We start from the raw sequence: 24,784 nt of genomic DNA on the forward strand, positions 1-24,784 counted from the left end.
TTCCCGGCGCGGTGCGCATTCGGCATTCCGCATTCGCGGGAGCATTTCAATCGGCTGCGGCGCGCGTCGTATCGACATGACCCATCGGCGTGAATGCGGCTCCCGTTTCAGGTCATTTACCGGAGAGTTCGCGTGAGTCTGTTGAAAATCGCAGTCGAGCCGGCGCTGATCGGCGCCTTCCTCACCACGCACGAACAGGTCGACGTATTTCAGACCGATTTCACGAATATCGCGGCCATCGTCGTCGGTATCGACGCCGCGGAAAAGGTGCTGAAAACCGTCGAAAGAACCGGCTTCGCGATTCCGTTCTTCGTCGCGGTCGAGCCCGACCAGGAAGTGCCGCCGTCGGTCCTGCCGAGCGCGAGCGGCGTGATCCAGCTCCGCCACGGCGGCCGCCATTACTACGGCCGGCAGATTTCCGCCGCCGCCGACATCTACAGCGAGAGTCTGCTGCCGCCGTTCTTCAAGGTGATGCGCGACTACGTGCAGCGCGGCTACGTCGAGTTCGACTGCCCCGGCCATCAGGGCGGCCAGTTCTTCTCCAATCACCCGCTCGGCCGGATGTTCTTCGATTTCTTCGGCGAGACGCTGTTTCGCGCGGATCTCTGCAACGCGGACGTGCGGCTCGGCGACCTGCTGATCCACGAAGGGCCGGCGCTGGAAGCACAGCGCAACGCCGCAAGGATCTACAACGCCGACAAGACGTATTTCGTGCTGAACGGCACGTCGACGTCGAACAAGGTCGTCACGAGCGCGCTGCTCGCGCCCGGCGATCTCGTGCTGTTCGACCGCAACAACCACAAGTCGGTGCACCTCGGCGCGCTCGTGCTGTCCGGCGCGCGGCCGGTCTACCTCGAGACCGCGCGCAACGCGTGGGGCCTCATCGGCGGCGTCGACAGCGCGGCGCTCGGCGAAGCGCGCATTCGCGACGCGATCCGCGACGTCGCGCCCGAGCGCGCCGATCTGCCGCGCCCGTTCCGGCTCGCGGTGATCCAGCTCGGCACCTACGACGGCACGATCTACAACGCGCGCGAAATCGTCGACCGGATCGGGCATCTGTGCGACTACATCCTGTTCGATTCGGCGTGGGTCGGCTACGAGCAGTTCATCCCGATGATGCAGGACTGCTCGCCGCTGATGCTGACGCTCGGGCCCGACGATCCCGGCATCTTCGTCACGCAGTCGGTGCACAAGCAGCAGGCCGGCTTCTCGCAGACGTCGCAGATCCACAAGAAGGACAGCCACATCGAAGGCCAGAAGCGCTTCTGCGATCACCGGCGCTTCAACAACGCGTACATGATCCACGCGTCGACGAGTCCGTTCTATCCGATGTTCGCGGCGCTCGACGTCAACGCGCAGATGCATGCGGGCCCGGCCGGCAAGCGCCTGTGGCGCGACTGCGTCGCACACGGCGTCGATGCGCGCAAGCTGCTGCTGAAAACGTGCCGCCAGATCCGCCCGTTCGTTCCGCAGCAGATCGACGGCCGCCCGTGGGCCGACTACCCGACCGAGCAGATCGTCGACGACCTGCGTTTCTTCCGCTTCCATCCGGCCGACACGTGGCACGGCTTCGAAGGCTATGCGGACGACCAGTATTTCGTCGATCCGTGCAAGCTGCTGCTGACCACGCCCGGCATCGATCGCGACACGCACGAATACGCGCCGTTCGGCGCGCCGGCGCCGATCCTCGCGCGCTACCTGCGCGAGCACGGCGTCGTGCCGGAGAAGGCCGACCTGTACACGATCCTGTTCCTGCTCACGCCGTCGGAGAGCTTCGGCAAGCTGCAGCATCTGGTCGCTCACCTCGCGCAATTCGAACGCCATCTCGATCAGGACACGCCGCTGCGCGAAGCGATTCCGTCGCTGTGCGAAGCCTATCCCGAGCTGTACGGCACGATGCGCCTGCGGCAGCTGTGCCAGCGCATGCATGATTTCTATCGCAGCCACGACATGAAGCATCTGCAGAAACAGATGTTCCGGCGTGCGCAGTTCCCGAAGCAGGCGATGCTGCCGCAGGCCGCGAATGCCGAGCTGATCCGCAACGACGTCGAACTCGTCACGCTCGATCGCATCGAAGGCCGGATCGCGACCGAAGGCGCGCTGCCCTATCCGCCCGGCATCTTCTGCGTGGTGCCCGGCGAAGTATGGGGCGGCCCGGCGCTCGACTACTTCCGCGCGCTGGAGGCCGGGATCAACGCGCTGCCCGGCTTCGAACCGGAAATCCAGGGTGTGTACCTGCAGACGAAGCCGGACGGCACGAAGCAGGCGTCGGCGTACGTGGTGGCAGCCGGCGCCGACGCGTCGCGCATGTAGGCACGGCGGGCGGCTCGGCACGCTCGTGGCCGTCGCGCCGGCATGCACGTGGGTTGCGGCACGGCTCGCGCGGCCGGTCGTGCGCGCGTCGTGAATCCTGCCGGGCGATGCGCCACGCGCGCCCGCCGCGTCACCACGCCTGCCGATAGATCTCCAGCGCGTCGGCCTCGGTCACCTCGCGCGGATTGTTCACGAGCAGGCGCGTCTGCAGCATCGCGTCCGACGCCATCCTCGGCAGGTCGGCCTCGCCGATGTCGACCTCGCGCAACGTGCGCGGAATGCCCGTCGCGACGATCAGCCGGTCGATCTCGGCAATCAGCGCGTGCGTTTTCGCTTCGTCGCTGCCCGTGGCCGACGGCGCGACGATCGCCGCCAGTTCCGCATACAGCGGCGCGGCGGCCGGCGCGTTGAAGCGCAGCACGTGCGGCAGCACGAGCGCGTTCGACAAACCGTGCGGCACGTGGAAGATCCCGCCGACCGGATAGGCCAGCGCGTGCACGGCCGCGACCGGCGCATTCGCGAACGCCTGCCCCGCGAACATCGCGCCGACCAGCATCGCTTCGCGCGCGTGCCGGTTCTGCCCGTCGTCGCATGCGGCCAGCAGGTTGCGCGACAGCAGCGTCAGCGCGTGCGTCGCCAGCATGTCGGACACCGGATTCTTCAGCCGCGCGGACGTGTACGCCTCGATCGCATGCACCATCGCGTCGATGCCGGTAGCGGCCGTCGCCGCGCGCGGCAGGCCGAGCGTGAGCTCCGCGTCGAGAATCGCGACGTCCGCGAACAGGTGCGGCGACACGACGCCCATCTTGCGCGCCTCGCCGACCGTGACGATCGACACGGCCGTGACCTCGGAGCCCGTGCCGGCCGTGGTCGGCATCTGCACGAGCGGCAGCCGCGCGCTCGCGACCTTGTCGACGCCGTACATGTCGGCCAGCGCCTGCTGCCCCGGCACGAGCACCGCGATCAGCTTCGCGACGTCCATCGACGAGCCGCCGCCGAGGCCGAGCACGATCTCGGCATCGGCCGCGACGGCCCGCGCGGTCGCGTCGAGCACCACGTGCTCGGGCGGATCGGCGATCACGTCGTCGATCACGGTGACCTGCCAGCCGTGCGCGGCGAGGCTCGCCAGCGCGGGCGCGAGCACGCCGCTGCGATGCAGGAACGCATCGGTGACGACGCACAGCCGCGCGAGCGCCGGAAAGCGTTCGCGCAACAGCGCGCCGAGCCGGCGCGCGGCGCCGAATTCGACGATCTGCGTCGGAACGGTACGGAATTGAAACGGGTTCATCGAGCGCCTCCCGGGGCCGTCGCCGTGCCGGTGTCCGGCTGCACCATGTAGCGGATCACCTCGCGACGATCGAGCAACGGCATGATCGCGCCGACACCGATCCGCTGGAAATGCGGCGTTTCCCGATGCACGTCGAGGCCGTCGGCCTCGCTGTAACGCTCGAGGATCACGATGTGGTCGGGGTTCTCCGGCGACCGGAAGTACGCGTAGTCGAGGTTTTTCGGCTCGGTGCGCGTGGCCGGCGCGAGTTCGGCCAGCAATTCGACCACGCGGTCGCCGTTGCCGGGTTTCGCGAAGAAATGCGCGATGACCTGCAGATAGGGTTCGTTCATGCTGCGCTCCATGTTCGACACAAGCCCGTCGCGACGGGAGCGCCCCCGATCCGCCATGAGCCGGATGGATTCAAACGCGATGAGGCGGCACCGTATCACTGACGCGTCGTCGCATTGTATTGAATCGGCGCGGCCTTCGCAGTGCCGCGACAGGCCGCGAACCACAGGCCGAATCCCGCGGCACGCTCACGACGAGCCGGAACCTGGCCGGCCGCCGCGCGCTTGCGCCGCCTCCGTCGTTCACCACGGCACCGTCCGCCCCAGATAGTCGAGATATTCGAGCCCGGGCCGCGCCCGCTTCGCGAGCAGCACGTCGACGAGGCTCGGCACGCTCTCGTCGATGGTCAGGCGCGCGTCGGGCCCACCGAGTTCGGTACGGACCCAGCCGGGCGCCATCAGCGCCAGCGCGCGGCGCGTATCGGCCTGACGCGCCGCGAAGCTGCGCATGAACTGGTTCAGCGCGGCCTTGCTGCCGCGATACACCTCGCGCATCCCGCTGACGTTGTTGGTCACGCTGCCCTGCCCCGACGACATCGCGCCGATCAGGCCGTCGTCGGTCACGAGATCCTGCAGCGTCTCGATCGCACGCATCGGCGCCAGCGCATTCGTGATCATCACGCGCACGAATTCGTCGGTCGTCACTTCGCCGATCGTTTCGCTCGGATCGTTGGTCGTGCCCGTGTTCACGAACAGCATGTCGAAGCGCCGGCCCGACAGGCGCTCGCGCAGCGCGGCCAGTTGCGCGGGCTCGCAGATGTCGAGCGTGCCGATCTCGAGCCGGCCGTCGAACCGGTCGGCCAGGTCGTGCAGCTTGGTGCGCCCCGATCCTGCGCGCACGGTGCCCGTCACGTTCCAGCCCTTGTTCAGGAATGCCTCCGCCATCGCCAGCCCGAGGCCGCGCGACGCCGCGACGAGAAGGATCGCGGGCGCGTTTCGTCGATTCGATTCAGTCGATTGCATGGTTTTCGCCTTTGCCGTGTTTCGTCATGCGCCCACTATAGGCGCGCGCCACGACAGGCGCCAGACGCATCCAATGCAATCAATAGTTGCATTAGACACCAGGTTATCGGCACAAAAGCGTATCCTGTCTGCATGGACGACATCGACCTGAACCTCGTCACCGCGCTCGACGTGCTGCTGTCGGAAGCCAGCGTGACCGCCGCCGCGCGCCGGCTGGGCCTGAGCACGTCCGCGATGAGCCGCACGCTCACGCGGCTGCGTATCGCCACCGGCGATCCACTGCTCGTGCGCGCCGGGCGCAGGCTCGTGCCGACGCCGCACGCAGCCGCGCTGCGCGACCGCGTGCATGCGGTCGCGAGCGACGCGCGCGCCGTGCTCCGGCCGGCGACGGCCGACGTCGATCTCGCGACGCTCACGGCCACGTTCACGATTCGGGCCGCCGCGTCGTTCATGGAAATGCTGTCCGGCCCGGTCGTCGCCGCGCTGGCCGACGTCGCGCCGCACGTGCGTATCCGCTTCGTCCCGAAGCTCGACCGCAATCCGCAAGCGCTGCGCGACGGCACGGTCGACCTGGAAATCGGCAAGCGCGGCGACGACGCACCCGAGCTGCACACGCGCATGCTCTTTCACGACTGGCACGTCGCGGTGGCGCGCGCCGGGCATCCGGTGTTCGCGTCGGCCCGGATCACGCCCGCGCGCTATGCCGCGTGCCGCCACGTCATGGCGGCCCAGCTCGGCGATTTCGCCGGGCCGGCCGACGACACGACCGGCAACGCCGGCCCCGGCCCCGCCGTGCACGTCGTCGTGCCGGGCTACCCCGACGCGATGCGTGTCGCCGCCAGCACCGACCTGATCGCGCTGGTGCCGCGTTCGAGCCTCGGCAATGCGTGCTCGCCGGGGCTCACCGAAGTCCTCGGGCTGCGCAGTTTCGAGATTCCGGTCCGTCTGCCGGCGATCCTCGTGTCCGCGCTGTGGCATCCGCGCATGCACGGCGACCCCGTGCACCGCCGCTTGCGCGATACGGTCATCGCCGTCTGCCAGCGCGCGTATCCGGATTCCCGCCCGCCGCGCACCACGGCGCGCGGCAACGGAGCACGCGTCGCGGGCTGACCGTTGGCCACATCCCGCAGTTCGAACCAGCCGGCCGCCGATCGGGCGCCTTTTGCGCGATCCACCGGCTCGTCACCATTGCGGCCCGGCCCGGCGGCGCCGGCCGGCCCTTCGGCTAAAATGCCGCACTTTCCACCTCGTCCGGCCCGCTCGCCATGCAACCCGCCTCCTCCGCCCAATCCGCCTCTCGCGGCGCCGACGCCGCAGAATCGGCCCGCGACCTCGTCTACGGCCCGAACGACCGGCCGGCGCCGATGGTCGCCTTCGTCGCCGCGCTCCAGCACCTGCTGGCGATCATCGTGCCGATCGTCACGCCCGGCCTGCTGATCTGCCAGGCGCTCGGCGTGTCCAGCCGCGATACGACCCTGATCGTGTCGATGTCGCTGGTGATTTCCGGCATCGCCACCTTCGTCCAGTGCAAGCGCTTCGGCCCGCTGGGCGCCGGCCTGCTGATCGTCCAGGGCACCAGCTTCAACTTCGTCGGCCCGCTGATCGCCGGCGGCAGCCTGATGGTCAAGCAGGGCACGTCGGTCGAGACCGTGATGGCCGCGATCTTCGGCGTCGTGATCGCCGGGTCGTTCGTCGAGATGGGCGTGTCGCGCATCCTGCCGTTCGTGAAGCGCCTGATCACGCCGCTCGTCACCGGCATCGTCGTGCTGCTGATCGGCCTCACGCTGATCAAGGTCGGCCTGATCAGCATGGGCGGCGGCTACGGCGCGATGGCCAAGGGCACGTTCGCGAGCGCCGAGAACCTGACGCTGTCGGGCCTCGTGCTCGGCACGATCATCCTGCTGAACCGCGTGCCGGTCGTGTGGGTGCGCAGCACCGCGCTCGTCATCGCGCTCGCGATCGGCTATCTCGCCGCCGCGTTCCTCGGCCGCCTCGACTTCACCGGCATGCATCAGGCCGCGCTGTTCCAGGTGCCGACGCCGCTGCACTTCGGCATCGGCTTCTCGTGGGCGCTGTTCGTGCCGATGCTGATCATCTACCTCGTGACGTCGCTCGAGGCGATCGGCGACGTGACGGCCACCAGCAAGATCTCGAACGAGCCGGTCGAAGGGCCGGTGTGGATGCAGCGGATCAAGGGCGGCGTGCTCGTGAACGGCGCGAACTCGCTGCTGGCCGGCGTGTTCAATACGTTCCCGAGCTCGGTATTCGCGCAGAACAACGGCGTGATCCAGATCACCGGCGTCGCGAGCCGTCACGTCGGCATCTGGATCGCGGGGATGCTGGTGGTGCTCGGCCTGTTCCCGGTCGTCGCCGGCGTGCTGCAGGCCGTGCCCGAGCCCGTGCTCGGCGGTGCGGCGATGGTGATGTTCGGCGCCGTGGCCGCATCGGGCATCAACATCCTCGCGGGCATCCACCTCGACCGTCGCGCGCTGCTGATCATCGCGGTGTCGCTGGCGCTCGGCCTCGGCGTATCGCAGGTGCCGGACATCCTGAACAGCCTGCCGCATGCGCTGAAGAACGTGCTGGAATCGGGCGTGGCGACGGGCGGTATCTGCGCGCTCGTGATGAACTGGTTCCTGCCAGAAAAGAAGTAACCGAACGAATCGTGCGGCGGCGCGGTGCGCGTGACGGGCCGCCCCGCGCCAACGGCGTCCCGCGCGCCCGGCCCCGTCGCGCAGCCGTCGGCCACGCGACGACGACCGTTCATCCAGCCCGATCGGCGCCGCTTGGCCGAACGATCGACGCTGGTTAGAATGGCGCCATGCCCCGAACGCCAGCGCCCAACACTGCCGCCGAAGCGAGCGCCGTCCCGATCAAGGAGCGCGCGACGGTCGTCTGCTACCGCGGCGAGCACGTCTTGCTCGTCGCGCGTGCGTCGTCGCGCTGGGCGCTACCCGGCGGCACGATCAAGCGCGGGGAGACGCCGCTCGACGCCGCGCATCGCGAGTTGCGCGAAGAAACCGGCATGACGGGCCACGATCTCGTGTACGCGATGCAGTTCACCGGGCTCGCGAAAATCCATCACGTGTTCTTCGCGGAAGTCGGCCCGGACCATACGCCGCAAGCGAACAACGAGATCGAGAAATGCAGGTGGTTTCCGATCAAAGGCGTCGAGGCACTGCGCGCGAGCATCCCGACGAAACGCATCGTCGAACTCGTCTACAAGCACGAAATCCGCAACGCATAGCACGTCGAAGGCGCGGGCACGCGCGAGCCGCCGGCCCGCCGGAATCGATTTTTTCGCGGATCGACGCGCGAACGCTCAGTGCAAGCGCTTTCTGCGCAGTTCGTGCGTGGAATAGACGACGAGGAAGATGCCCAGCATCGCGACGCCGAACGCCATGAAGTCGTTTGCGCTTCCCGAGCCATGCAAGGACTTCGGGAGGATGCCGAGACTCAACCCCGCCACCGCGAGAAGCAATCCTGCCGCCATACCCCACATCGGTCCGGCGGTCTTTTCGATTTTATTTTTCATACAGCACCCGTCTACGGTCAAGACCTGGTCGGTATCGGCAAAAAGCGCCGCATCTACCTTCAGTCATTCCACTATAGCCGGGAAATAATTCCCGTACGTCTAGTGCTTTTCCCGATCAAGTTTGCATGGACGCGGCCGTTGTACGGCGTCGGTGCGCGACGCGGGCGCGGCATGATCCTGTCCGGGAGCACAAGTATCGATGGACCGCATCGGATTCGGCGCGGCATCCGCGGAGTCGAAGCGTCGCCGCGGTGGCAAGCGCGGCATTTTCGACGGACGCAGACCCGCCGGCGGCGTTCCGTATCTAGCGTCGGTGGGCAGGAAGATCGGGAGGAATGCCGAATCGGCCGCTCACCTGTCGATCAGTCTTCTCGCGCAAGTCGCAGCAAGACGTCGGCAAGGGCCCGAATTTTCGGTTGTTCCGCACGTTGCGGCGGATAGACGAGGAAGTACGACAGGCCGTCTTCAACCACCTCCTCGAACGGTGTCACCAGCGATCCGGCGCGGAGCCGGTCTCTTGCCATTCGTGGGTCGCCGATTGCAATGCCGTGCCCTTCCGTCGATGCCGCGAGCGTCAATTCGAGGGTATCGAATACCAGCCCGCGTCCCGCATCGAGCTGGCGCGCGCCAACCTGATCGAGCCAGCATCGCCACTCCGCATGGCTGGGCCCCGGATGGAGCAAATCGACATGCGCGAGATCGGCAACGGATCGCAGCGATGTTGCCAAGGCGGGCGCGCACATCGGCGTGAGCCTCTCGGGAAATAGCGCTACCGCCTCCATGCCGGTCCATTGCCCCGTGCCGCGCACGATGACGGCGTCGACGTCGGACGTCGTGAAATCCGGCTTATCGTCCGCGGATGTCGAAATACGCAGCTCCGTCCCGCTCATCGCACGATGAATGTCCGGTAGCCGCGGGAGCAACCAGCGAACGGCGAACGTGGACGGCAACTTCAACGTGAGCACCGCGGTCGCCCGTGCTCGGGAATCCGCGTGCTGAACCAATTGCGTGAGCACGTCGACCGCGACCGTCAGCAGTGCATTTCCTTCCGCGGTCAACGTCAGCCCCGATACATGGCGCACGAACAGTGCGCATCGATAATGCGTTTCCAACTGCTGTATCTGGCGGCTCACCGCGCCTTGCGTACGGCACAGATGATCCGCCGCCTTGCTGACGCTGCCGAGCTGCGCCGCGGCGACGAACGACTGAATCGCCGCCAACGGCGGGAGCGGCCGCGTCAGGTCGGCCAGCGGATATGCATGCGCCGCATACCCGGGTTGCAGATTTTTCGATTGTTCGGTCATCGGTGCGTCGTTATCGTGCATCTACCGGATACCCCGCTCCTACGCATGAACGGGAGCGTCAACGAATGATCGGAGGACAATTTTGGGCTCAACGTCGGCATCACTCTATACGGAACAGGTTCGCACTTACCTTCGGGAGCTGGAGCGAGGCGATGTGGGCGCCATCTGCGCGCTATTCACGCCGGACGCGCGGATTTTTTCGCCGTTTCTCGGCTGGATGCACGCCGAACCCTTCTTTTCGAAGGTCGCTGCCGCATCGGGAGAAAGCAAGATTACACCGATCGATATCTGCGTCAGCACGACAGGCGCTCGACGTGCGACCGGTTACTTCATCTACGACTGGGCCCTGAAAGACGGTTCGGTGGCGCGCTTCGAGTGCGTCGACGTGTTCGAGTTCGACATCGCGGGGCTGATCGAACGGATGATCATCGTCTACGACACCCATCCGATTCGCAGTACGGTCGGCGACAAGTACGCGTGACCGAATCGATGTCGCGCGATACCGAGCGCCGGCATTTGTGCAGCGCCGCTCCACCGCCGCGGCGGCGTCGACTACGCGTTTGCGTCGCGGTGCTGCCTGTCGAAATTCCGCCTCGCTTCACGGAAGCGGTCCGCATTCTCGACGATCCAGGTCCACAGCGGGACCATGCGAACGAGCAGGTCCATGCCCGTGTCGGACAACTCGTATTCGACTCTGGGGGGGACTTCTTCGAAATCGTGACGGCGCACGAGGCCGTCACGCTCAAGCTGCCGTAACGTGCGCGTCAACATGCGCTGAGTCACCCCGTGCATGCGCCTGCCGATTTCCGCATGGCGCAGCCTGCCGTACACGCCGAGCGTGTGCACGACACCGAGCGACCAACGGCTTCCGGCATGGGCAAGCACCTCCCGCCGCAACCCGTCATCATCGTCCCGCAGGCCGTCACACACGGTCTGCGAATATTGAAGAAGTTCATCTCGATCCAACTCTCTGGCTCCCAGTATCACGCGTGTGCCTTCTTTCATCCACGCCCACGCATTGCTAGACTGCCGCCACGCATTCCTTGATGGGCTAAACGATGAACCGAACAGATCCTGACGCTACGTCTCGAAACATTCTCGTGCTCGGTGCCGGCGAACTCGGCCTCCCGGTGCTACGCAGTCTTGCACGCCGGGCGAAGGACGTGACTGGCGCGAAGATCAGCGTGCTGCTGCGCGCCAGTGCCGTCGAATCCAGCGCACCCGCCAAGCAGCATGATATCGCGGAGATTCGGGATCTTGGGATCGAGATCGTCATAGGCGATTTCGTGAAGCGTTCCATCGATGAACTCGCTGTCTTGTTCGCGCGATATGACACGGTAATCGGTTGCGCGGGCATTACGGCCGGAATCGACACGCCGATGAAATTGGCACGCGCTGCATTGCAGGCGCGAATCCCGAGGTACTTCCCGTGGCAGTTCGGGGTCGATTTCGACGTGATCGGTCGCGGCAGTCCGCAGGACATCTTCGACGCACAGCTGGACGTGCGCGAATTGCTGCGCAGTCAGCACGACACCGAGTGGGTCATCATCTCGACCGGCATGTTCATGAGCTATCTGTTCGAGCCGGACTTCGGTGTCGTTGACCTGAAAAACGACACGGTCCACGCGTTGGGCAGCCTCGACACCGCCGTGACGCTGACGACGCCCGACGATATCGGCGCACTGACTGCCGAGATCGTGTTCGCCCAACCTCGTATCCGGAACGAGATCGTGTATCTGGCCGGCGACACCGTGACTTACGGTGAGGTCGCCGACAAGCTGCAAGCGGGCCTCGGCCGCCCTTTCAGCCGTGCGGTGTGGAGTGAGGCGTACTTGCTGGATGAACTGGCGCGGGACCCACACAACATGATGCGGAAGTATCGTGCCGCTTTCGCTCAAGGGCGGGGTGTCGCGTGGGACAAGCGCGGGACGTTCAATCAACGCCACGCCATTCCGGTCACCGACGTGGCATCGTGGATCGAGGCAAACCTAGCTTCGGGCCGCGGCGAGTCATCGTGAAACCGGCCGGCCGGGCAGACGGCCGGTCCCCGCTTGACGCAGCCGCGGGCGGCTATCCACGCCCGATCGCGGGCGCTGCGAGCAGCGCCTGGGCGGTGCGCGTCGCCATCGGGTCATCAGACTTGTACGCCGCCGCGTACGCATAGGTACGCCACGATGCATCGCCAAGTGCGTAAAGACAGACAGCCGCGAGCGCCATGCCGCGCGACGACAGCGTGCCGTCGCGCTCCACCCGGCGCAATTCGGTCAGCGCCTCGCCCCAGGCGCGTGCACGCACATGCCACCAGGCCAGCACCTCGCGCATTTCGCCGCTCCCGGGACGCAGCACCGCCATCGCATCGAGCAGGTCCTGAACGTCCGAAAACGTATCGAGCACCGCACCGGCCCACAGCACGTGCATCATCCCCGTGACGATCGCGTTGTCGCTCAACGCCTCGATCATGTTTTTCTCCAAGCTTTTTCGGCCAATCGCCATCGGCGAACGCATACTTGCGCGCGCTCGCGCATTCACCGCGTTTCACTTGCCGCCCGCGAGCGCCCTCGCCTCGGCCGCGATGCCCACGAGCGACAGTTGATCGCGTACCTGATCGATGAAGATCGCCGCCATCAGGGCGAGCATCAGAATCGTGAGCGCGCCTTTCACGGGCTGCGCCAGCGACGGCAGATCGAGCTTTTGCGACACCTTCCCGGTAAAGCCGAAGCCGATGTCGATCAGCAGCAGCATCAGCATCATCGGCGTGGCCAGCTTCGCCACCGTTTCCATCAGCGAGTCGGTCTTCCCCAGCACGAACGATTCGAGTACCGCCCCCCCGGCCGGCGTGAGGTTCGCAAGCGGCCACCAGGTATACGATTCGTAGATCGCGCCGAGCAGAAACGTCATGCCGCCCAGACACCAGAACGCCGCGATCGCGAACTGGCTCAGGAGCGTGGAAGTCAGCGACGTCTGCTGCCCCTGGCTCGGGTTCTGCATCTGCAGTTGATTGAAACCGGTCAGATCGTCGACGTACGTGCCGACGCTTTCGGCGGCCCAGAACACCGTCGACGCCGCGAAGCCGAGGCCGACGCCGATCAGCGCCTCCTTCAACCCGATGCCCACGAGCATCGTCGCATCGCCCTGCTCGAGCAGGCCGCGTTGCCCGTACGCGATGAAGCTGCCCCACAGCAGCGCCAGCGCGGTGCGCACGCGGCCTTGCACGACGTTGTCGGACGTCGGCGGAAAAATCATCATCAGGACCATCAATCGTTCACTGCAAAGGCCGAGCACGATCAAAAACCTGACCAGCTGATGGCTCGATTCGATCGATGCGAATGTAATCTCGCTCATTTCAGTCACCTGTCGCTCAATGGATGCCGGCTGGCGAGCGCGCTCGCCGCTTCAAAACGCCGGACTGGGCCGGCGACTCTCCGATGTTTCCTCGTCCTGCGCGTCCTCGATCGCGAGCTCGATACCCTTGACGAGCGTGTCGCGCCGCTTGCCGTAGATGTCGATGCGGGCACGGTTGCGCAGGATCTCCGTGCGCAGCGCACCGATCTGCGCCTCCTTCGCCGCGAGCGCCTGTGCGGCCTGCGCCGCCCGGGCCTCGAGCATCGCGTGCTGCTCGGCCGCGTGCGAGCGGAATTCGCGCAGCTTCAGATACTCATTCGCCCGGAAGGAAACGCCGCCCAGCATCGCGTCGATCTTGCCGTCGTGCGCGGCGAGCTCGGCCGCATGCGCGCGCACCGCCGCGCGGCTTTCGTCCAAGGCGTCCATGAGCGCCTGCAGCTCGCCGCGCAAACCGCCGAGCGCCGCATTGAGCTTGCGATCGAGCTGGCGGCGACGCGAGAGCACGCGCTCGAACGCGGCAACGCGGCGGTCTTTCATCGCTTGCCTCCGGCATCAGGACTGCACGATCTCGCCGAGGGCCGCGAGCGTGTCGCTCGGGTCGACGAGCAGATCGGTCGGTTGGCCGAGGAAAGCCCGGATCGCGTCGATCTTCGCAATGGCTTCGTCGGCAAGCGCATCGGTGCCGCTCTGATACTCGCCCACCTGCAGCAGCAGTTCGACCTCCTTGTGCTTGGCCATCAGCCGCCGCACGTGCCCCGCCGCCGCCACGTGCTCGCGCGGCACCACCTGCGTCATCACGCGCGAAAGACTGCCGAGCACGTCGATCGCCGGATAGCGGTTCTGTGCCGCGATCTCGCGCGAAAGAATCATGTGGCCGTCGAGAATGCCCCGCACTTCCTCGGCGATCGGGTCGCCGCCCGATTCGTCCTCGGCCAGCACGGTATAAAGGGCGGTGATCGAGCCGAGCTCCGAACGGCCCGCGCGCTCCAGCAGCCGCGGCAGCTCGGCGAAGATCGACGGCGGAAAGCCGCGCCGCGTCGGCGGCTCGCCCATCGCCAGGCCGATTTCGCGCTGCGCGCGCGCGAAGCGCGTCAGCGAATCCATCATCAGCAGCACCCGCATGCCGCGGTCGCGGAAGTATTCGGCCACCGCCGTTGCCGCATAAGCGGCCTTCGCGCGCTCGATCGACGAGCGGTCCGATGTCGCGCAGACGACGACCGAGCGCGCCATTCCCTCCGGCCCGAGAATGTGCTCGCAGAATTCGCGCACTTCGCGGCCGCGCTCCCCGATCAACGCGATGACGTTGACGTCGCAGCGCGCCCCGCGCGCGAACATGCCCATCAACGTGCTCTTGCCGACGCCGGCCGGCGCGAAGATGCCCATGCGCTGGCCCTCGGCCAGCGTCATCATGCCGTCGACGACGCGCACGCCCGTCGGCATCGGGGTATCGACGACGGGCCGCGACATCGGATCGGGCGGATCGGCGATGACGGGCTGCCACTCGTCGCATTCGAGCGGCCCCTTGCCGTCGATCGGCTCGCCCAGGCTGTCGATCACGCGGCCGAGCAGACGGGGGCCGATGCGCAGCGAAAGCGGACGCCGGAGCCCCACCACGCGTGTCGCCCGGGACACGCTGCCGAGCCGCCCGAACGGCGAGAGCAGCGCGACGTCGCGCGAGAAGCCGACCACCTCGGCACGCTGCAGCAACGCGCCTTCGGGCGAACGCAGCTCGCATAGCTCGCCGAGCGTCGCGTCGAGGCCCGATACGCGTACGAGCGTGCCGATCACTTCCTGCACCTTGCCGCACGCCGCGGGTTGCGCGCGGGCGCGCAGTTCGCGCTCCATCGCCTCCATCAGCGCCGAGAAGCCGCGTATGGCCCGCGGCTGCGCGATGTGCGCCCCGCTCGCTTCATCGGTTCCGAAACTGTCCGCGCTGTCGATCATGGCGCTCCCTTCCTTGTCATGTGTTCTTCCACGTGCCGCGCGAAGGCCCGTTCAGATGGACATCGCGTCGGCGTCGGCATGGGCGGCATCGGTCCAACCCTCGTCGTGCAGGTCCCCCGCCGTTTGCAGGGCCGCGGCATCGTCCTGCCAACCTTCTTCGTCGCCGAGGTTGCCGTCGCCGCCCTCGCCGCCCTCGCCGCCATCGCCGCCGTCGTCCGCGCGCGCATCCGGGTCCGCCAGATCCTCGCCGGCGAAACCGGCCTGCGCGTCGACCGCTTGTGCGTCATCCCCGGGCCGCGCACTCGGCGCCTCCCGCGAGGGCTCCTCCGCCACGCTTCGCACGGCGCGCGCCAGGGCGTCGCGCATCGCCGCCAAGTGCAACGACAAGCTCGCGTCGATCGCGCCCAGGTCGGTTTCGGCGACGCATGCGCCGGGCGCAAGCGTCGCGTCGGCCGCCACGCGCAACCGCACGGCGCGCCCGGCCTCGCGCCACGCCGCGGCCGCTTCGTCGAAGGCCGCGCTCGCCGCGGCCAGATCCGACGGATGAACACGCAGATGAACGGGGCTGCCGTCGGCGACGATCCGCTCCACCGTCGCGGCCGCGCGCGCGAAAAGCGCCTTGGGATCGGCCGACGCAACGATCTGCTCGACCGCCAGCGCGACCAGTTCGGCCAGCCGGTCCTGCTGCCCGGGCGCGAGCCGGCAGGCTTCGGCGTGCGCGGCCGCCGCGCGTTCGTGCCAATCGGTCAGCCCCCGCCGCAAACCATCGTCGTAGCCCCGCTCGGCCGCTTGCGCGAACTCACGCACCGCACGCTCGGCGAGCTCTTCCGCGCGGGCGCGGGCTTCGTCGAGCAGCACGCGGGCCTGGGCGCGCGCCGCGTCCAGCGCCTCGTCGCATTGCCGGCGCATCTCGGCGTACGCCGCATCGATCTCGACGATCGCCGCGAGGCGTTCATGACGCAGGACGTCCCCTTCGACTCCCACGCCGAGGTCCGTGCCTTCGGCCTGCGGATTGCGTAACCAGATCACCATGACCACTCCGGAAACAAGTCGGGCAGTTGCGAGACGATCGAAAGGCTCGGGCTCGAGCCTTCCGAAGACGGTAGTGACGGCGGCAACGAAAGGGACGGCAACGCCCCTTCATCGTCGCGCGCCGGCATGGCCCACCGCATGATCGCGAGCGGGCCGCCCGGCGCCCATCGGCAGTCGCGCTCGAAAAGCCGAAAGCCGAGCCACGCGAGGACGTCGCCATCGGCCGCGTCGAGCGGCACTTGCATGACCGATGCCGCGGTGTGCGCGCGCGCGGCCAGCGAGCGCGCCTCGCCCGCAAGCTCTCGCCCGCGCGCGAAGAGCAGATTGACGCCGCGCGCCCCGATCCAGGCCGTCAACTTCTCGCGACGCGGCCGGTCGATCCAGGTGCGCAATGGCTCCACCTGCTCCACGAGCGCGCGCAGGCGGAACACGGTCAGACAATCGTGCGCCGGCAGCAAGGCAAGCGCCGCTTCCGGCGCGTTGAACGCGGCAAGCGGCGGCACGGGCATGCCCCATTCGTCGAGCAGCGCATCGGCAAGCGCCTCCGCCTGCGCGGGGCCGCATGCGCCGAGCCGGTCTGCACAGGGCACGCGTGCAAGGCGCGCCGGATGCATCCAGTCGAACAGCGTACGCCGGCGCTGATGGTAGGCGGCCAGCCTCGCCGCGACGGTCGCCGGCGTCTCGCCGTTCGGGGCGGCAACGCTGTCGGCGGTTGCGTCGTCTGCATCGGCTGCGTCGTATGCGCTCATCGTGTGCTCCCCCTGCTCGCCCTGCCGGCCATGCGATCGTTCGGATCGAAGCTCATGCCGGCGCTTTCGCCGCGCGCCCCGCCCGGCGCGCGAGCAGGCCCGCCAGTCCGCCACCGCCCTTGAGCAGGTTGCCGCGCAAGAGCGCGAAGCCGCCGGCGATCATCAACAGCAGCACGCCGAGTGCGCCGCCCGCATAGACGATCCAGCCGTCCTGGCGATGCGGGTGGGCAGGTGGATCGAGCGCATCGGCCGGCACGCTCGTCACGCTGACCTGATCGTAGGTCAGCCCCTCTATGCTGTGCACGACCAGGTTCTTGATCGCCGGCGTCATCCGCTCGAGATTCGCGTCGGGCCGGTACTTGATGAAGACCGATGCGGACGACGGCTTGACCGACTGCGCGAGCGGATCGTTGTTCGGCAGCACGATCTGCACGCGCGCCACGACCACGCCGTCGATCTTCGACAACGTGTCGTCGAGCTCCTGCGACAAACCGTAAATGAAGCGCACGCGCTCCTCGGTCGGCGTGGAAACGAGCCCGTCCTTCTTGAACAGCGAGCCGAGGTCGTCGAATTTCTTGCGCGGCAGGCCGCGTGCGCGCAGCACTTCCACGGCATGCACGATCTGCTTTTCATCGACGCCGACCGACCAGGTCTTGCCGCCATCGGGCGTGCTCTTTTGCGCGTCGACGCCGGACATCAGCAGCGCCGCCACCATTTCGTTGCAGTCGCTTTCGGTCAATTGCCCGTAGAGCTCCTGCTTGCATGCCGCAAGCGACAGCACGAGCGCCGCCACCGCGACGAGCCGCCATGCGGAGGGCGGCCTCGAAGGCACGAGGTTCGGTTTCATTTCACTGGTTCTTCATGAGCGTCTGCATGGCGTCCTTCGACGACTGCACGGTTGCCATCTTCACCTGCAGATCGGCGTTCAGGCTGGCGATCTCGAGCTGGATGGTCATGTCGGCGGCGGCAAGGCGCTCCATCGACAGCGCGCTCATGTGCTGAGTCATGTAGAGCACGTCGTTCGGCACTTGCCGGTAATAGTCCGCCTGCTCCTCGACCGCTTTCGTCACGAGGTCCGCGCGCTCGGTCGGGTGCAAGGCCGCCGCATGCTGGCGCCCCGAAGCCATCATCGCCTGGAATTTGTCGACGAGCGGCTGCGATACCGCGTCCGCGGTCGGCGCCGCGGGCGTCGTGCCGGTGACGCGGGCCAGTTCGTACTGGAGTTGCGATGCAGTCGTGATGCTCATTTCGTTTCTCCTGGTAGGGGCAACAGGCTCAGACACGCATGTACTGCATCGTCAGCAGCATGTCGCTGGATGAGGACGACGGCGTCGCGACCGCTTCGCCGTCTTCGGCATGCGCTCCGTTCTCGAACGCGAGCGCGGAATCCGGCGCAACGAAGCGGCCCGTGCGCTTCGCGGTCGCGACCGCCTGCTTCAGCTCCTCGCTCGCAAGCAGAACCTTCGCGAGCCGTTCAACCTCTTCGTTGCCGCCTTCCTCCAGGAGGCGCCGGGCCTCCTCCTGCCAACCGAACTCCTGGCGGGCCTTCAGGCACTGCAGCAACATTCCCTTGCTGGCCGGCACGCAGACCGAGCGCTCGACCAGATTGCGAAAGAGCCGTTCGGCCTCGCTCCATTCCTCGCGCACCATATGCAGCCAGCCGTCGAAAAACGCGAATTCGGCGGAATCCGGGCGCAGCAGATGCAGCACTTCGACGAGGTGCTCGAGATCGTCGATATCGACTTGCTCCGGTGTGCCTGCGCGGGCCAATGCCACCCTGACCAGGTCGACGACCGCGCCGACGACTCCCGATGGGCACTGCGGCCGATCCTTCAGAACGTCCATCCTTTCCCCCAAGGAAATCAGATTCGATCCGATGGGCCGCACCCGATGAGGCGTGGCCTTCCGTTGACGCTAAGTTACGCAACACGATGGATACGCCACGTGCCCGGCACGAAGTCGCACAACGAATTGCGAAGCGCCGCATGCGATGGGCGGCGGCGCGTGCCGCGTTCGCGGACGTCTTCGCGCGTGCCCGCCGCGCGGGTCGCCTGGCTCACGTGGCCCGCGCCCGAGCGACGCGCCGTCGCGCCGCCTTGCTTCGCAGCCCTCGTCCTTGCTTCGCATCGCCATCGCGCCGGATACAGCGGCGCCGCTAACGTTGCATCGGGGCGCCCCATCCCGGGTGCGCGCCTGCGACAAGCGAAGGACAGCGGTCATGAGCGACGAAAAAACCGAAGAGCCCACAGACAAGAAGCTGGACAAAGTCCGCGAGGAAGGCCAGGTCGCGAAGAGTTCCGACCTCGTCGAAGTCGCTTCGCTCGGCTCGATCGTGCTCGTGCTGACGGCGGGCCAGCACTATCTGGCCGATACGCTGCGCGCGATCGTCAAGGAGGCGATCGATTTCACTCACGGCGAGCGCGAGTTGCAGGACCTCTGGACCGTCCTCGTTCATGTCGGCCTGCAGGCGCTTGGCCTGCTGTGCGGGATCGCGGCCGTCGCGCTCGTCGCCGCCATCATCGCGCTCGCCCCCCAGACGGGGCTCAAGTTTTCGCTGAAAGCCGTCATGCCGAAGCTTGCGTCGGTCAGCCCCGGGTCCGGCTTTCAGCGCATCTTCTCGTCGAACTCCGCCATCGACCTCGCGAAGATGGTCGGCAAGGCCGCGATTCTCGTCGCCGTCATGTGGCAGACGATCAAAAGCGCGATGCCCGTGGTGGCGAGCGCGCTCGATCACTCGGTACCGCAGTTGATCGGCGTGCTGTGGTCCGTGCTCATGCACGTGGTCGTGGTCGCGCTCGGCGTGTTCGTCGTCATCGGCGCGTTCGACTACAAGCTGCAGAAGTGGCTCTTCATCCGCAAGAACCGGATGTCGAAGGACGAGGTGAAGCGCGAGCACAAGGAGAGCGAAGGCAACCCCGAACTCAAGGGCGAGCGCAAGCGCATGGCCAGGGAGATATCGCAGGAAGGCCCGAAAGGCGGCGTCGCGCGCGCGAACGTCGTCGTGGTCAACCCGGTTCACTACGCGGTCGCGCTGCGCTACGACCCGGCGGAGTTTCCGCTGCCCGTCGTCCTCGCCAAGGGCGTCGACGAGCAGGCGCTGCGGCTGCGCCAGCAGGCCATGCACGCGCGCGTGCCCATCGTCGCGAACCCGCCCGTCGCGCGCATGCTGCACAAGGTGCCGCTCAATCAGCCGATTCCCGAAGAACTGTTCGAAGTCGTCGCCGCGATTCTTCGCTGGGTGGGCGGCCTCGCGCCTCAAACCGCCACCACGGAGTAGTGGACATGTTCAAGACCATGAAACTGCCCGGCATCGGCGAGGCCGGCATCGCCGTCCTGCTGATCGCGATCGTCTCGCTGATGATCCTGCCGCTGCCTCCCGCGATCATCGACGGGCTGCTCGCGATCAACATCACGATCAGCATCACGCTGCTCATGGTGACGATGTATGTGGGCCATATCGCCACGCTCTCGGCGTTCCCGTCCGTGCTGCTCTTCACGACGCTTTTCCGGCTCTCGCTGAACATCGCGTCGACGAAGTCGATCCTGCTGCATGCCGATGCCGGCGAAATCATCGAAAGCTTCGGCCAGCTCGTCGTGGGCGGCAATCTCGTCGTCGGCCTCGTCGTGTTCGTCATCATCTCCGTCGTGCAGTTCATCGTGATCGCCAAGGGCTCGGAGCGCGTCGCCGAAGTGGGGGCCCGCTTCACGCTCGACGCGCTGCCCGGCAAACAGATGAGCATCGACGCCGACCTGCGCGCGAACATCCTGACGCCGGACGAGGCGCGCAGGAAACGCGCAAGGCTCGCCATCGAAAGCCAATTGCATGGCGGCATGGACGGCGCGATGAAGTTCGTGAAAGGCGATGCGATCGCCGGCCTCATGATCACGATGATCAACATCGTCGCGGGCATCGCCGTGGGCGTCGCCTATCACGGCATGTCGGCCGGGGAGGCGGCCAACCGCTTCTCGGTCCTGTCGATCGGTGACGCCATGGTCTCGCAGATTCCCTCGCTGCTGATCTCGGTGGCCGCGGGTGTCATGATCACGCGCGTGGACGAAGGCGGCGACCATGGAAATTCCTCCCTCGGCGAAGACATCAGGCGCCAGTTCACGAGCAGCGCGCGCGCGCTGTTCTTCGCCGCGCTGCTGCTGCTCGGCTTCGCCGCCGTGCCCGGTTTTCCGGCGGCGCTCTTCGCGCTGCTCGCCGGGCTGCTCGGCTTCGTCGGCTACCGTCTGCAGAAAAAGCAGGATGGTCCGGCCAAAGGCGCCGGCAAGCCCGTCGGGGCACTGCAGCGCGCCGGCGCCAAGGGCGACGCGCCATCGATCCTGCCACGCCCGCCGCAGTTCACGTGCCCGCTCGGCGTGCGCCTCGCAGCCGATGTCAGCGCGCGTCTCGCGGCCGATGCCCTCGACCGCGCGTTCGACGCCCAGCGCCACGCGCTGCAATCGGCAGTCGGCCTGCCGTTCCCCGGCATCATGATGTGGACCGACGGCACGCTGCCCGAAGACAGTTACGAGGTACTCCTCTTCGACGTGCCGCAAGGGCGCACGACGCTCGCCGAAACGCGCGCGGTACACGCGGCGGCCGACGGCGGCGCCGCGGACGCGCCTGCCGCCGCGGCGACACCGGAAGCATTGATTGCGCGCCACACGATCGACCTGCTGCGGCGCAACGCCCATCTCTTTCTCGGCATTCAGGAAGCGCAATGGATGCTCGACCAGCTCAACGAGGACTACCCGGGCCTCGTCGCGGAGGTACAAAAGGCACTGCCGCTGCAGAAGATGGCGGACGTGCTGCGCCGGCTGCTGGAGGAAGAGGTGCCGGTGCGCAATATCCGCAGCATCACCGAAAGCCTGATCGTCTGGGGACCGAAGGAGAAGGACATGCTGATGTTGACCGAATACATCCGCATGGAGCTCGGCCGGCTCATTGCCTATCGCGCGACGGGTGGCGTGCGGGATCTGCCCGTCGTACTCGTCGACGTTCAGGTCGAGCAGCACATCCGGCAGTCGATCAAACAGACCCCCACGGGCAACTTCCTCGCGCTGCCGCCCGACGAAATCGCCCAGCTCGTCGGCAAGATCGCCGACATCGTCGGCGATACGCCGCGGCAGCCGCTGGCGCTCGTCGCCTCGATGGATATCCGGCGCTACATCAAGCGCATGATCGAGGCGCGGCTGCCCTGGCTGCCCGTGTATTCGTACCAGGAGCTCGGCTCGCACGTCGATCTCCAGCCCGTCGGCCGCCTGGCGATGTGATCGAGCGAGCCGCGCCATGCATTCCTCCGCCCCTCATCGCGCCCGCGTCATCGCGGCGCCGGCCACGCACACCGACCCTGCACCCGAGATGCCGGCCGCGCAGTTGAGCCGCCAGGCCGCCCTTTTTCAGCGCCTGCGCGAAGGCGTGCACGCCGGCGCGTCGGAAACGCCCGGCGACGAGCAGCCATGCGCCGCGCCGGCCGAGCCTTCATTCGCCGAGCAAGCCGATCCGCGCTATCCGGTCGCCGGGTTCGCCGCGGACGAACATCGCGACGATGCCGGCAGCGGCGAGCGCGACGACGACGCGCCGGCCGGCTCCGGCGACGAAGGCGACGACGCTGCCGCGCATGGTCGATCGGCAGCGCCGATTCATCCGCCCTTGCATTCGACGATGCGCCTGCCGGTGCATTCGGCCATGCAGGGGTTCATGCACGTCCCGGCATATTCGACGATGCCCGCACCGATGCCGATGCCGGCGCGCGGCGCGGCGCCGCTTTCATCGCAGTGGCCGCCCAACGCACCGCCCTCGACGGCCGCGCCGGACATGCCGCACATGCCGCGCGTACACGCCGCGGGCGAGCCGCAGCGCCCCACAGCGGGCGGCCCGCACGTCGTGGCCGCCGTGCGGGCACCGGCGCGCACGGGCCAGGACATGAACCGGTTCGTCGATTCGATCGTCGCCGAGGTGTCGGACTTCTGCGCGAATCCGATCGTATTCGAAAGCGGCGACTGGCAGATCACGATTCTTATCGATCCGGCGCTGCTGCCTGGCTGCACGTTGAGCCTCGCGCTTTCGCATTTCCAATTGACGCTTCGCTTCGACACCACGGACGCACGCTCGCGCGAACTAATCTCACAGCATGCGGCGACGTTGCGCACGAGCCTCGAGGAAGTGATGCAAAACCGCTTCGACGGCGCGCGCAGCGTCGAGATCATCGTCACGTAAAACCAATATGGATACCACACGAACGCTACTGACAGACCACGCCGAGGCAGGCGCCCAAGCGCCGGCGGCGGCCGTCTTGCTCGATCCCGCGCGGCTGCCCGCGCTTGCGGCCGCCACCGCGCGCCTGCATCGGCTCGCCGTCGACGAGCGCCTGAGCGCACTGCTCGCTCACACGCTCGGCGTGTCGGCCTTCGGCGTCGGTACGCACGATTTCGTGGCGCCGGAGCGCGCCGCCGTCGTGCGCGTGCGCTGGGGCATGGAGACGGCCGCGGTGCGCATCGACGTCGGACAGCACGCGGGGCTCGCGAGCGTCGTCGCGTCGGACGAGCCCGTGAACGAGCGCTTGCGCCATGCCGTGTGCGCCATCCTGCTCGATCCGCTGCGGCGCGCGCTGCAAGCGCTCGGCTTCGACGGCGTGGAAATCGTCTCGCTCGAGCGGGCCGCGCGTGCGCCGTTGAACGCGCCTTGCTGCGCGCTCTCGCTGCGCGTGGGCGATAGCCGCTTCGATGCGGTGATCGAGCACATCGACGGCGGCTGGCTCGACGCGCTCGAAACGCTCGTGGCCCGGCAATGCACGCCGTTCGCCACCCACGTAAGTGAGATCGCCGTACCGGGCCGGCTGCGGATCGGCGAGAAAACGATGAGCGTGACGACGCTCGATTCGCTGCGCGCGGGGGACGTCATCTTGCGCGCCGTACCCGAAGCCACCCGCGCGCTCTTCGCGAGCGAGCGTTCATCCGCCCCGATGCAAGTCGTCTGGGGCCGCTACGGGACGCGGCAACTGCGCGCCGTGGCAGACGTCACCCACCATCTGATGACCTTGAACGAGGACCCCACCATGAGCCATGAGACGCAGTTCAACGCGCCGCTTACCGATTCGATCGACACGCCCGTCGACATCAGCCAGCTGGACCTGCCGCTGAAGCTCGAGATCGACACGGTGTCGATGCCGGTCGCGCAGCTCTCGGCGCTGCGCGCGGGCTACGTGCTCGAGCTTCCCACCGCGCTGCCCGATGCGCGCGTGCGGCTCGTCACCTACGGGCAGACGATCGGCTTCGGCGAACTCGTGAGCGTCGGCGATCATCTCGGCGTGCGTCTCGTTCAGCTGTCGCGCGGCCATGGTTCAGTTTAGCGATCTCACCGGGCTGCTGATCACCGTCGTCGCGATCAGCCTGATCCCGTTCGTCGCCATGGTCGCGACCTCGTACGCGAAGATCGTGGTCGTGCTCGGGCTGTTGCGCAACGCGCTCGGCGTGCAGCAGGTGCCGCCGAACATGGTGCTCAACGGCATCGCGGTCCTCGTGTCCGCGTACGTGATGGCGCCGATCGGCATGCAGGCCATGCAAACCATGCAGACGATGCACCGTACCCCCGGCAGCGACACGTCGCTCGTCGTGCTCGATGCATTCGATGCGGCAAAGGAGCCGTTTCGCGCCTTTCTGAAGAAGCACGCGCACGAGCGCGAAAAGCGGTTCTTCGTCCGCTCGGCAGCCGTGGTCTGGCCGAAGGACATGGCGGCGAAGATCCGCGAGGACGACCTCATCGTGCTCGCCCCGGCCTTCACGCTGACCGAGATGGCCGACGCCTTCAAGATCGGCTTCCTGCTGTACATCGCGTTCATCGTTGTCGATCTCGTCATCGCCAACGTGCTGATGGCGATGGGCCTGAATCAGGTCCAGCCGACGAACGTCGCGATTCCGTTCAAGCTGCTCCTGTTCGTCGTCATGAGCGGCTGGTCCACATTGATTCACGGTCTCGTCATGACCTATCGCTGAGGCAC

26 protein-coding genes are annotated in these 24,784 nt (G+C 67.2%); 11 read left to right on the plus strand and 15 right to left on the minus strand.

Features of this window, described 5'->3' with window-relative positions; translation table 11 throughout:
- The first annotated feature begins 132 nt into the window (after positions 1–132).
- Positions 133–2,313, plus strand: coding sequence for an ornithine decarboxylase (locus C5F75_RS24865; protein ID WP_179231771.1), 2,181 nt, complete (start codon positions 133–135; stop codon positions 2,311–2,313).
- 130 nt (positions 2,314–2,443) lie between these two features.
- Here the strand turns inward: C5F75_RS24865 and C5F75_RS24870 are convergent, their stop codons facing one another.
- The 3 genes from C5F75_RS24870 to C5F75_RS24880 form a co-directional block, all read right to left on the minus strand.
- Positions 2,444–3,601 carry an iron-containing alcohol dehydrogenase gene (locus tag C5F75_RS24870; protein WP_060967693.1) on the minus strand — a complete coding sequence of 386 codons (1,158 nt, stop codon included), beginning with the start codon at positions 3,599–3,601 and terminating at the stop codon, positions 2,444–2,446.
- Positions 3,598–3,933: a putative quinol monooxygenase gene (locus tag C5F75_RS24875; RefSeq protein WP_059582584.1), complete on the minus strand. Its 336-nt coding sequence runs from the start codon at positions 3,931–3,933 to the stop codon at positions 3,598–3,600. The genes C5F75_RS24870 and C5F75_RS24875 overlap by 4 nt, the downstream gene beginning before the upstream one ends.
- A 240-nt stretch (positions 3,934–4,173) precedes the next feature.
- Complete coding sequence (locus C5F75_RS24880) at positions 4,174–4,893, minus strand: SDR family oxidoreductase (protein WP_104012851.1); 720 nt, start codon at positions 4,891–4,893, stop codon at positions 4,174–4,176.
- Positions 4,894–5,025: 132 nt separating this feature from the next.
- Here C5F75_RS24880 and C5F75_RS24885 point away from each other — a divergent pair, with 132 nt between their 5' ends.
- From C5F75_RS24885 to C5F75_RS24900, 3 genes are all read left to right on the plus strand, one after another.
- The gene (locus C5F75_RS24885) at positions 5,026–6,003 is read left to right on the plus strand and encodes a LysR family transcriptional regulator (RefSeq protein ID WP_104012852.1); all 978 of its coding nucleotides are present in this window, start codon (positions 5,026–5,028) and stop codon (positions 6,001–6,003) included.
- A 155-nt stretch (positions 6,004–6,158) separates the two neighbouring features.
- Positions 6,159–7,547, plus strand: coding sequence for a nucleobase:cation symporter-2 family protein (locus C5F75_RS24895; RefSeq protein ID WP_104012853.1), 1,389 nt, complete (start codon positions 6,159–6,161; stop codon positions 7,545–7,547).
- 167 nt (positions 7,548–7,714) lie between these two features.
- The gene (locus C5F75_RS24900; RefSeq protein ID WP_059582592.1) at positions 7,715–8,140 is read left to right on the plus strand and encodes an NUDIX hydrolase; all 426 of its coding nucleotides are present in this window, start codon (positions 7,715–7,717) and stop codon (positions 8,138–8,140) included.
- A 75-nt stretch (positions 8,141–8,215) separates the two neighbouring features.
- Here the strand turns inward: C5F75_RS24900 and C5F75_RS24905 are convergent, their stop codons facing one another.
- Both C5F75_RS24905 and C5F75_RS24915 read right to left on the minus strand, forming a co-directional pair.
- A complete protein-coding gene (locus C5F75_RS24905; RefSeq protein ID WP_059583102.1) occupies positions 8,216–8,428 on the minus strand; it encodes a hypothetical protein in 213 nt (70 codons plus the stop codon).
- Between the two features lie 362 nt (positions 8,429–8,790).
- Positions 8,791–9,732 carry a LysR substrate-binding domain-containing protein gene (locus C5F75_RS24915; protein WP_059582593.1) on the minus strand — a complete coding sequence of 314 codons (942 nt, stop codon included), beginning with the start codon at positions 9,730–9,732 and terminating at the stop codon, positions 8,791–8,793.
- A gap of 82 nt (positions 9,733–9,814) precedes the next feature.
- On the opposite strand from C5F75_RS24915, the gene C5F75_RS24920 reads away from it, so the two are divergent.
- On the plus strand, positions 9,815–10,213 hold the full coding sequence (locus tag C5F75_RS24920) for a nuclear transport factor 2 family protein (RefSeq protein ID WP_059639222.1): 399 nt from the start codon (positions 9,815–9,817) through the stop codon (positions 10,211–10,213).
- 71 nt (positions 10,214–10,284) lie between these two features.
- On the opposite strand, the gene C5F75_RS24925 is transcribed toward C5F75_RS24920, so the two are convergent.
- Entirely contained in the window at positions 10,285–10,698 is a 414-nt protein-coding gene (locus tag C5F75_RS24925; protein ID WP_059583104.1) for a winged helix-turn-helix transcriptional regulator, read from the minus strand.
- Between the two features lie 92 nt (positions 10,699–10,790).
- Between C5F75_RS24925 and C5F75_RS24930 the strand changes: the two genes are divergently transcribed.
- Complete coding sequence (locus C5F75_RS24930) at positions 10,791–11,750, plus strand: aromatic alcohol reductase (RefSeq protein WP_104012854.1); 960 nt, start codon at positions 10,791–10,793, stop codon at positions 11,748–11,750.
- Between the two features lie 52 nt (positions 11,751–11,802).
- Here C5F75_RS24930 and C5F75_RS24935 read toward each other — a convergent pair whose 3' ends face one another.
- The 9 genes from C5F75_RS24935 to C5F75_RS24975 form a co-directional block, all read right to left on the minus strand.
- Positions 11,803–12,192 (minus strand): HrpB1 family type III secretion system apparatus protein, encoded by a 390-nt coding sequence (locus C5F75_RS24935; RefSeq protein ID WP_059583107.1) that lies wholly within the window; start codon positions 12,190–12,192, stop codon positions 11,803–11,805.
- A 75-nt stretch (positions 12,193–12,267) separates the two neighbouring features.
- The gene (gene sctT / locus C5F75_RS24940) at positions 12,268–13,074 is read right to left on the minus strand and encodes a type III secretion system export apparatus subunit SctT (RefSeq protein WP_059582601.1); all 807 of its coding nucleotides are present in this window, start codon (positions 13,072–13,074) and stop codon (positions 12,268–12,270) included.
- A gap of 51 nt (positions 13,075–13,125) precedes the next feature.
- Positions 13,126–13,611: a type III secretion system protein gene (locus C5F75_RS24945; RefSeq protein ID WP_059582604.1), complete on the minus strand. Its 486-nt coding sequence runs from the start codon at positions 13,609–13,611 to the stop codon at positions 13,126–13,128.
- Positions 13,612–13,626: 15 nt separating this feature from the next.
- The gene (gene sctN / locus C5F75_RS24950) at positions 13,627–15,018 is read right to left on the minus strand and encodes a type III secretion system ATPase SctN (protein WP_059582606.1); all 1,392 of its coding nucleotides are present in this window, start codon (positions 15,016–15,018) and stop codon (positions 13,627–13,629) included.
- A 51-nt stretch (positions 15,019–15,069) separates the two neighbouring features.
- Entirely contained in the window at positions 15,070–16,050 is a 981-nt protein-coding gene (gene sctL, locus C5F75_RS24955; protein ID WP_059582610.1) for a type III secretion system stator protein SctL, read from the minus strand.
- Positions 16,044–16,913 (minus strand): type III secretion protein HrpB4, encoded by an 870-nt coding sequence (locus C5F75_RS24960; RefSeq protein WP_226094069.1) that lies wholly within the window; start codon positions 16,911–16,913, stop codon positions 16,044–16,046. The genes sctL and C5F75_RS24960 overlap by 7 nt, the downstream gene beginning before the upstream one ends.
- Complete coding sequence (gene sctJ / locus C5F75_RS24965; RefSeq protein ID WP_059582615.1) at positions 16,852–17,646, minus strand: type III secretion system inner membrane ring lipoprotein SctJ; 795 nt, start codon at positions 17,644–17,646, stop codon at positions 16,852–16,854. Before sctJ ends, C5F75_RS24960 begins: the two co-directional genes overlap by 62 nt.
- A gap of 1 nt (position 17,647) precedes the next feature.
- Complete coding sequence (locus C5F75_RS24970) at positions 17,648–18,046, minus strand: serine kinase (RefSeq protein ID WP_059582617.1); 399 nt, start codon at positions 18,044–18,046, stop codon at positions 17,648–17,650.
- A 28-nt stretch (positions 18,047–18,074) separates the two neighbouring features.
- On the minus strand, positions 18,075–18,644 hold the full coding sequence (locus C5F75_RS24975; RefSeq protein WP_059582619.1) for an HrpB1 family type III secretion system apparatus protein: 570 nt from the start codon (positions 18,642–18,644) through the stop codon (positions 18,075–18,077).
- Positions 18,645–18,915: 271 nt separating this feature from the next.
- On the opposite strand from C5F75_RS24975, the gene sctU reads away from it, so the two are divergent.
- From sctU to sctR, 5 genes are read left to right on the plus strand one after another with little or no spacing between them, the layout of a single operon-like run.
- Positions 18,916–20,076: a type III secretion system export apparatus subunit SctU gene (sctU, locus tag C5F75_RS24985; protein WP_258048589.1), complete on the plus strand. Its 1,161-nt coding sequence runs from the start codon at positions 18,916–18,918 to the stop codon at positions 20,074–20,076.
- Between the two features lie 5 nt (positions 20,077–20,081).
- Positions 20,082–22,058, plus strand: a complete 1,977-nt coding sequence (locus C5F75_RS24990; RefSeq protein ID WP_059583109.1) for an FHIPEP family type III secretion protein — start codon at positions 20,082–20,084, stop codon at positions 22,056–22,058.
- Positions 22,059–22,074: 16 nt separating this feature from the next.
- Complete coding sequence (gene sctP / locus C5F75_RS24995) at positions 22,075–23,004, plus strand: type III secretion system protein SctP (protein ID WP_104012856.1); 930 nt, start codon at positions 22,075–22,077, stop codon at positions 23,002–23,004.
- A gap of 7 nt (positions 23,005–23,011) precedes the next feature.
- Positions 23,012–24,136 carry a type III secretion system cytoplasmic ring protein SctQ gene (gene sctQ / locus C5F75_RS25000; protein WP_059582630.1) on the plus strand — a complete coding sequence of 375 codons (1,125 nt, stop codon included), beginning with the start codon at positions 23,012–23,014 and terminating at the stop codon, positions 24,134–24,136.
- Entirely contained in the window at positions 24,123–24,779 is a 657-nt protein-coding gene (gene sctR, locus C5F75_RS25005) for a type III secretion system export apparatus subunit SctR (RefSeq protein ID WP_059582633.1), read from the plus strand. The genes sctQ and sctR overlap by 14 nt, the downstream gene beginning before the upstream one ends.
- Positions 24,780–24,784: the final 5 nt, after the last annotated feature.

Source organism: Burkholderia anthinoferrum, assembly GCF_002925705.1.
Taxonomy (GTDB): domain Bacteria; phylum Pseudomonadota; class Gammaproteobacteria; order Burkholderiales; family Burkholderiaceae; genus Burkholderia; species Burkholderia semiarida.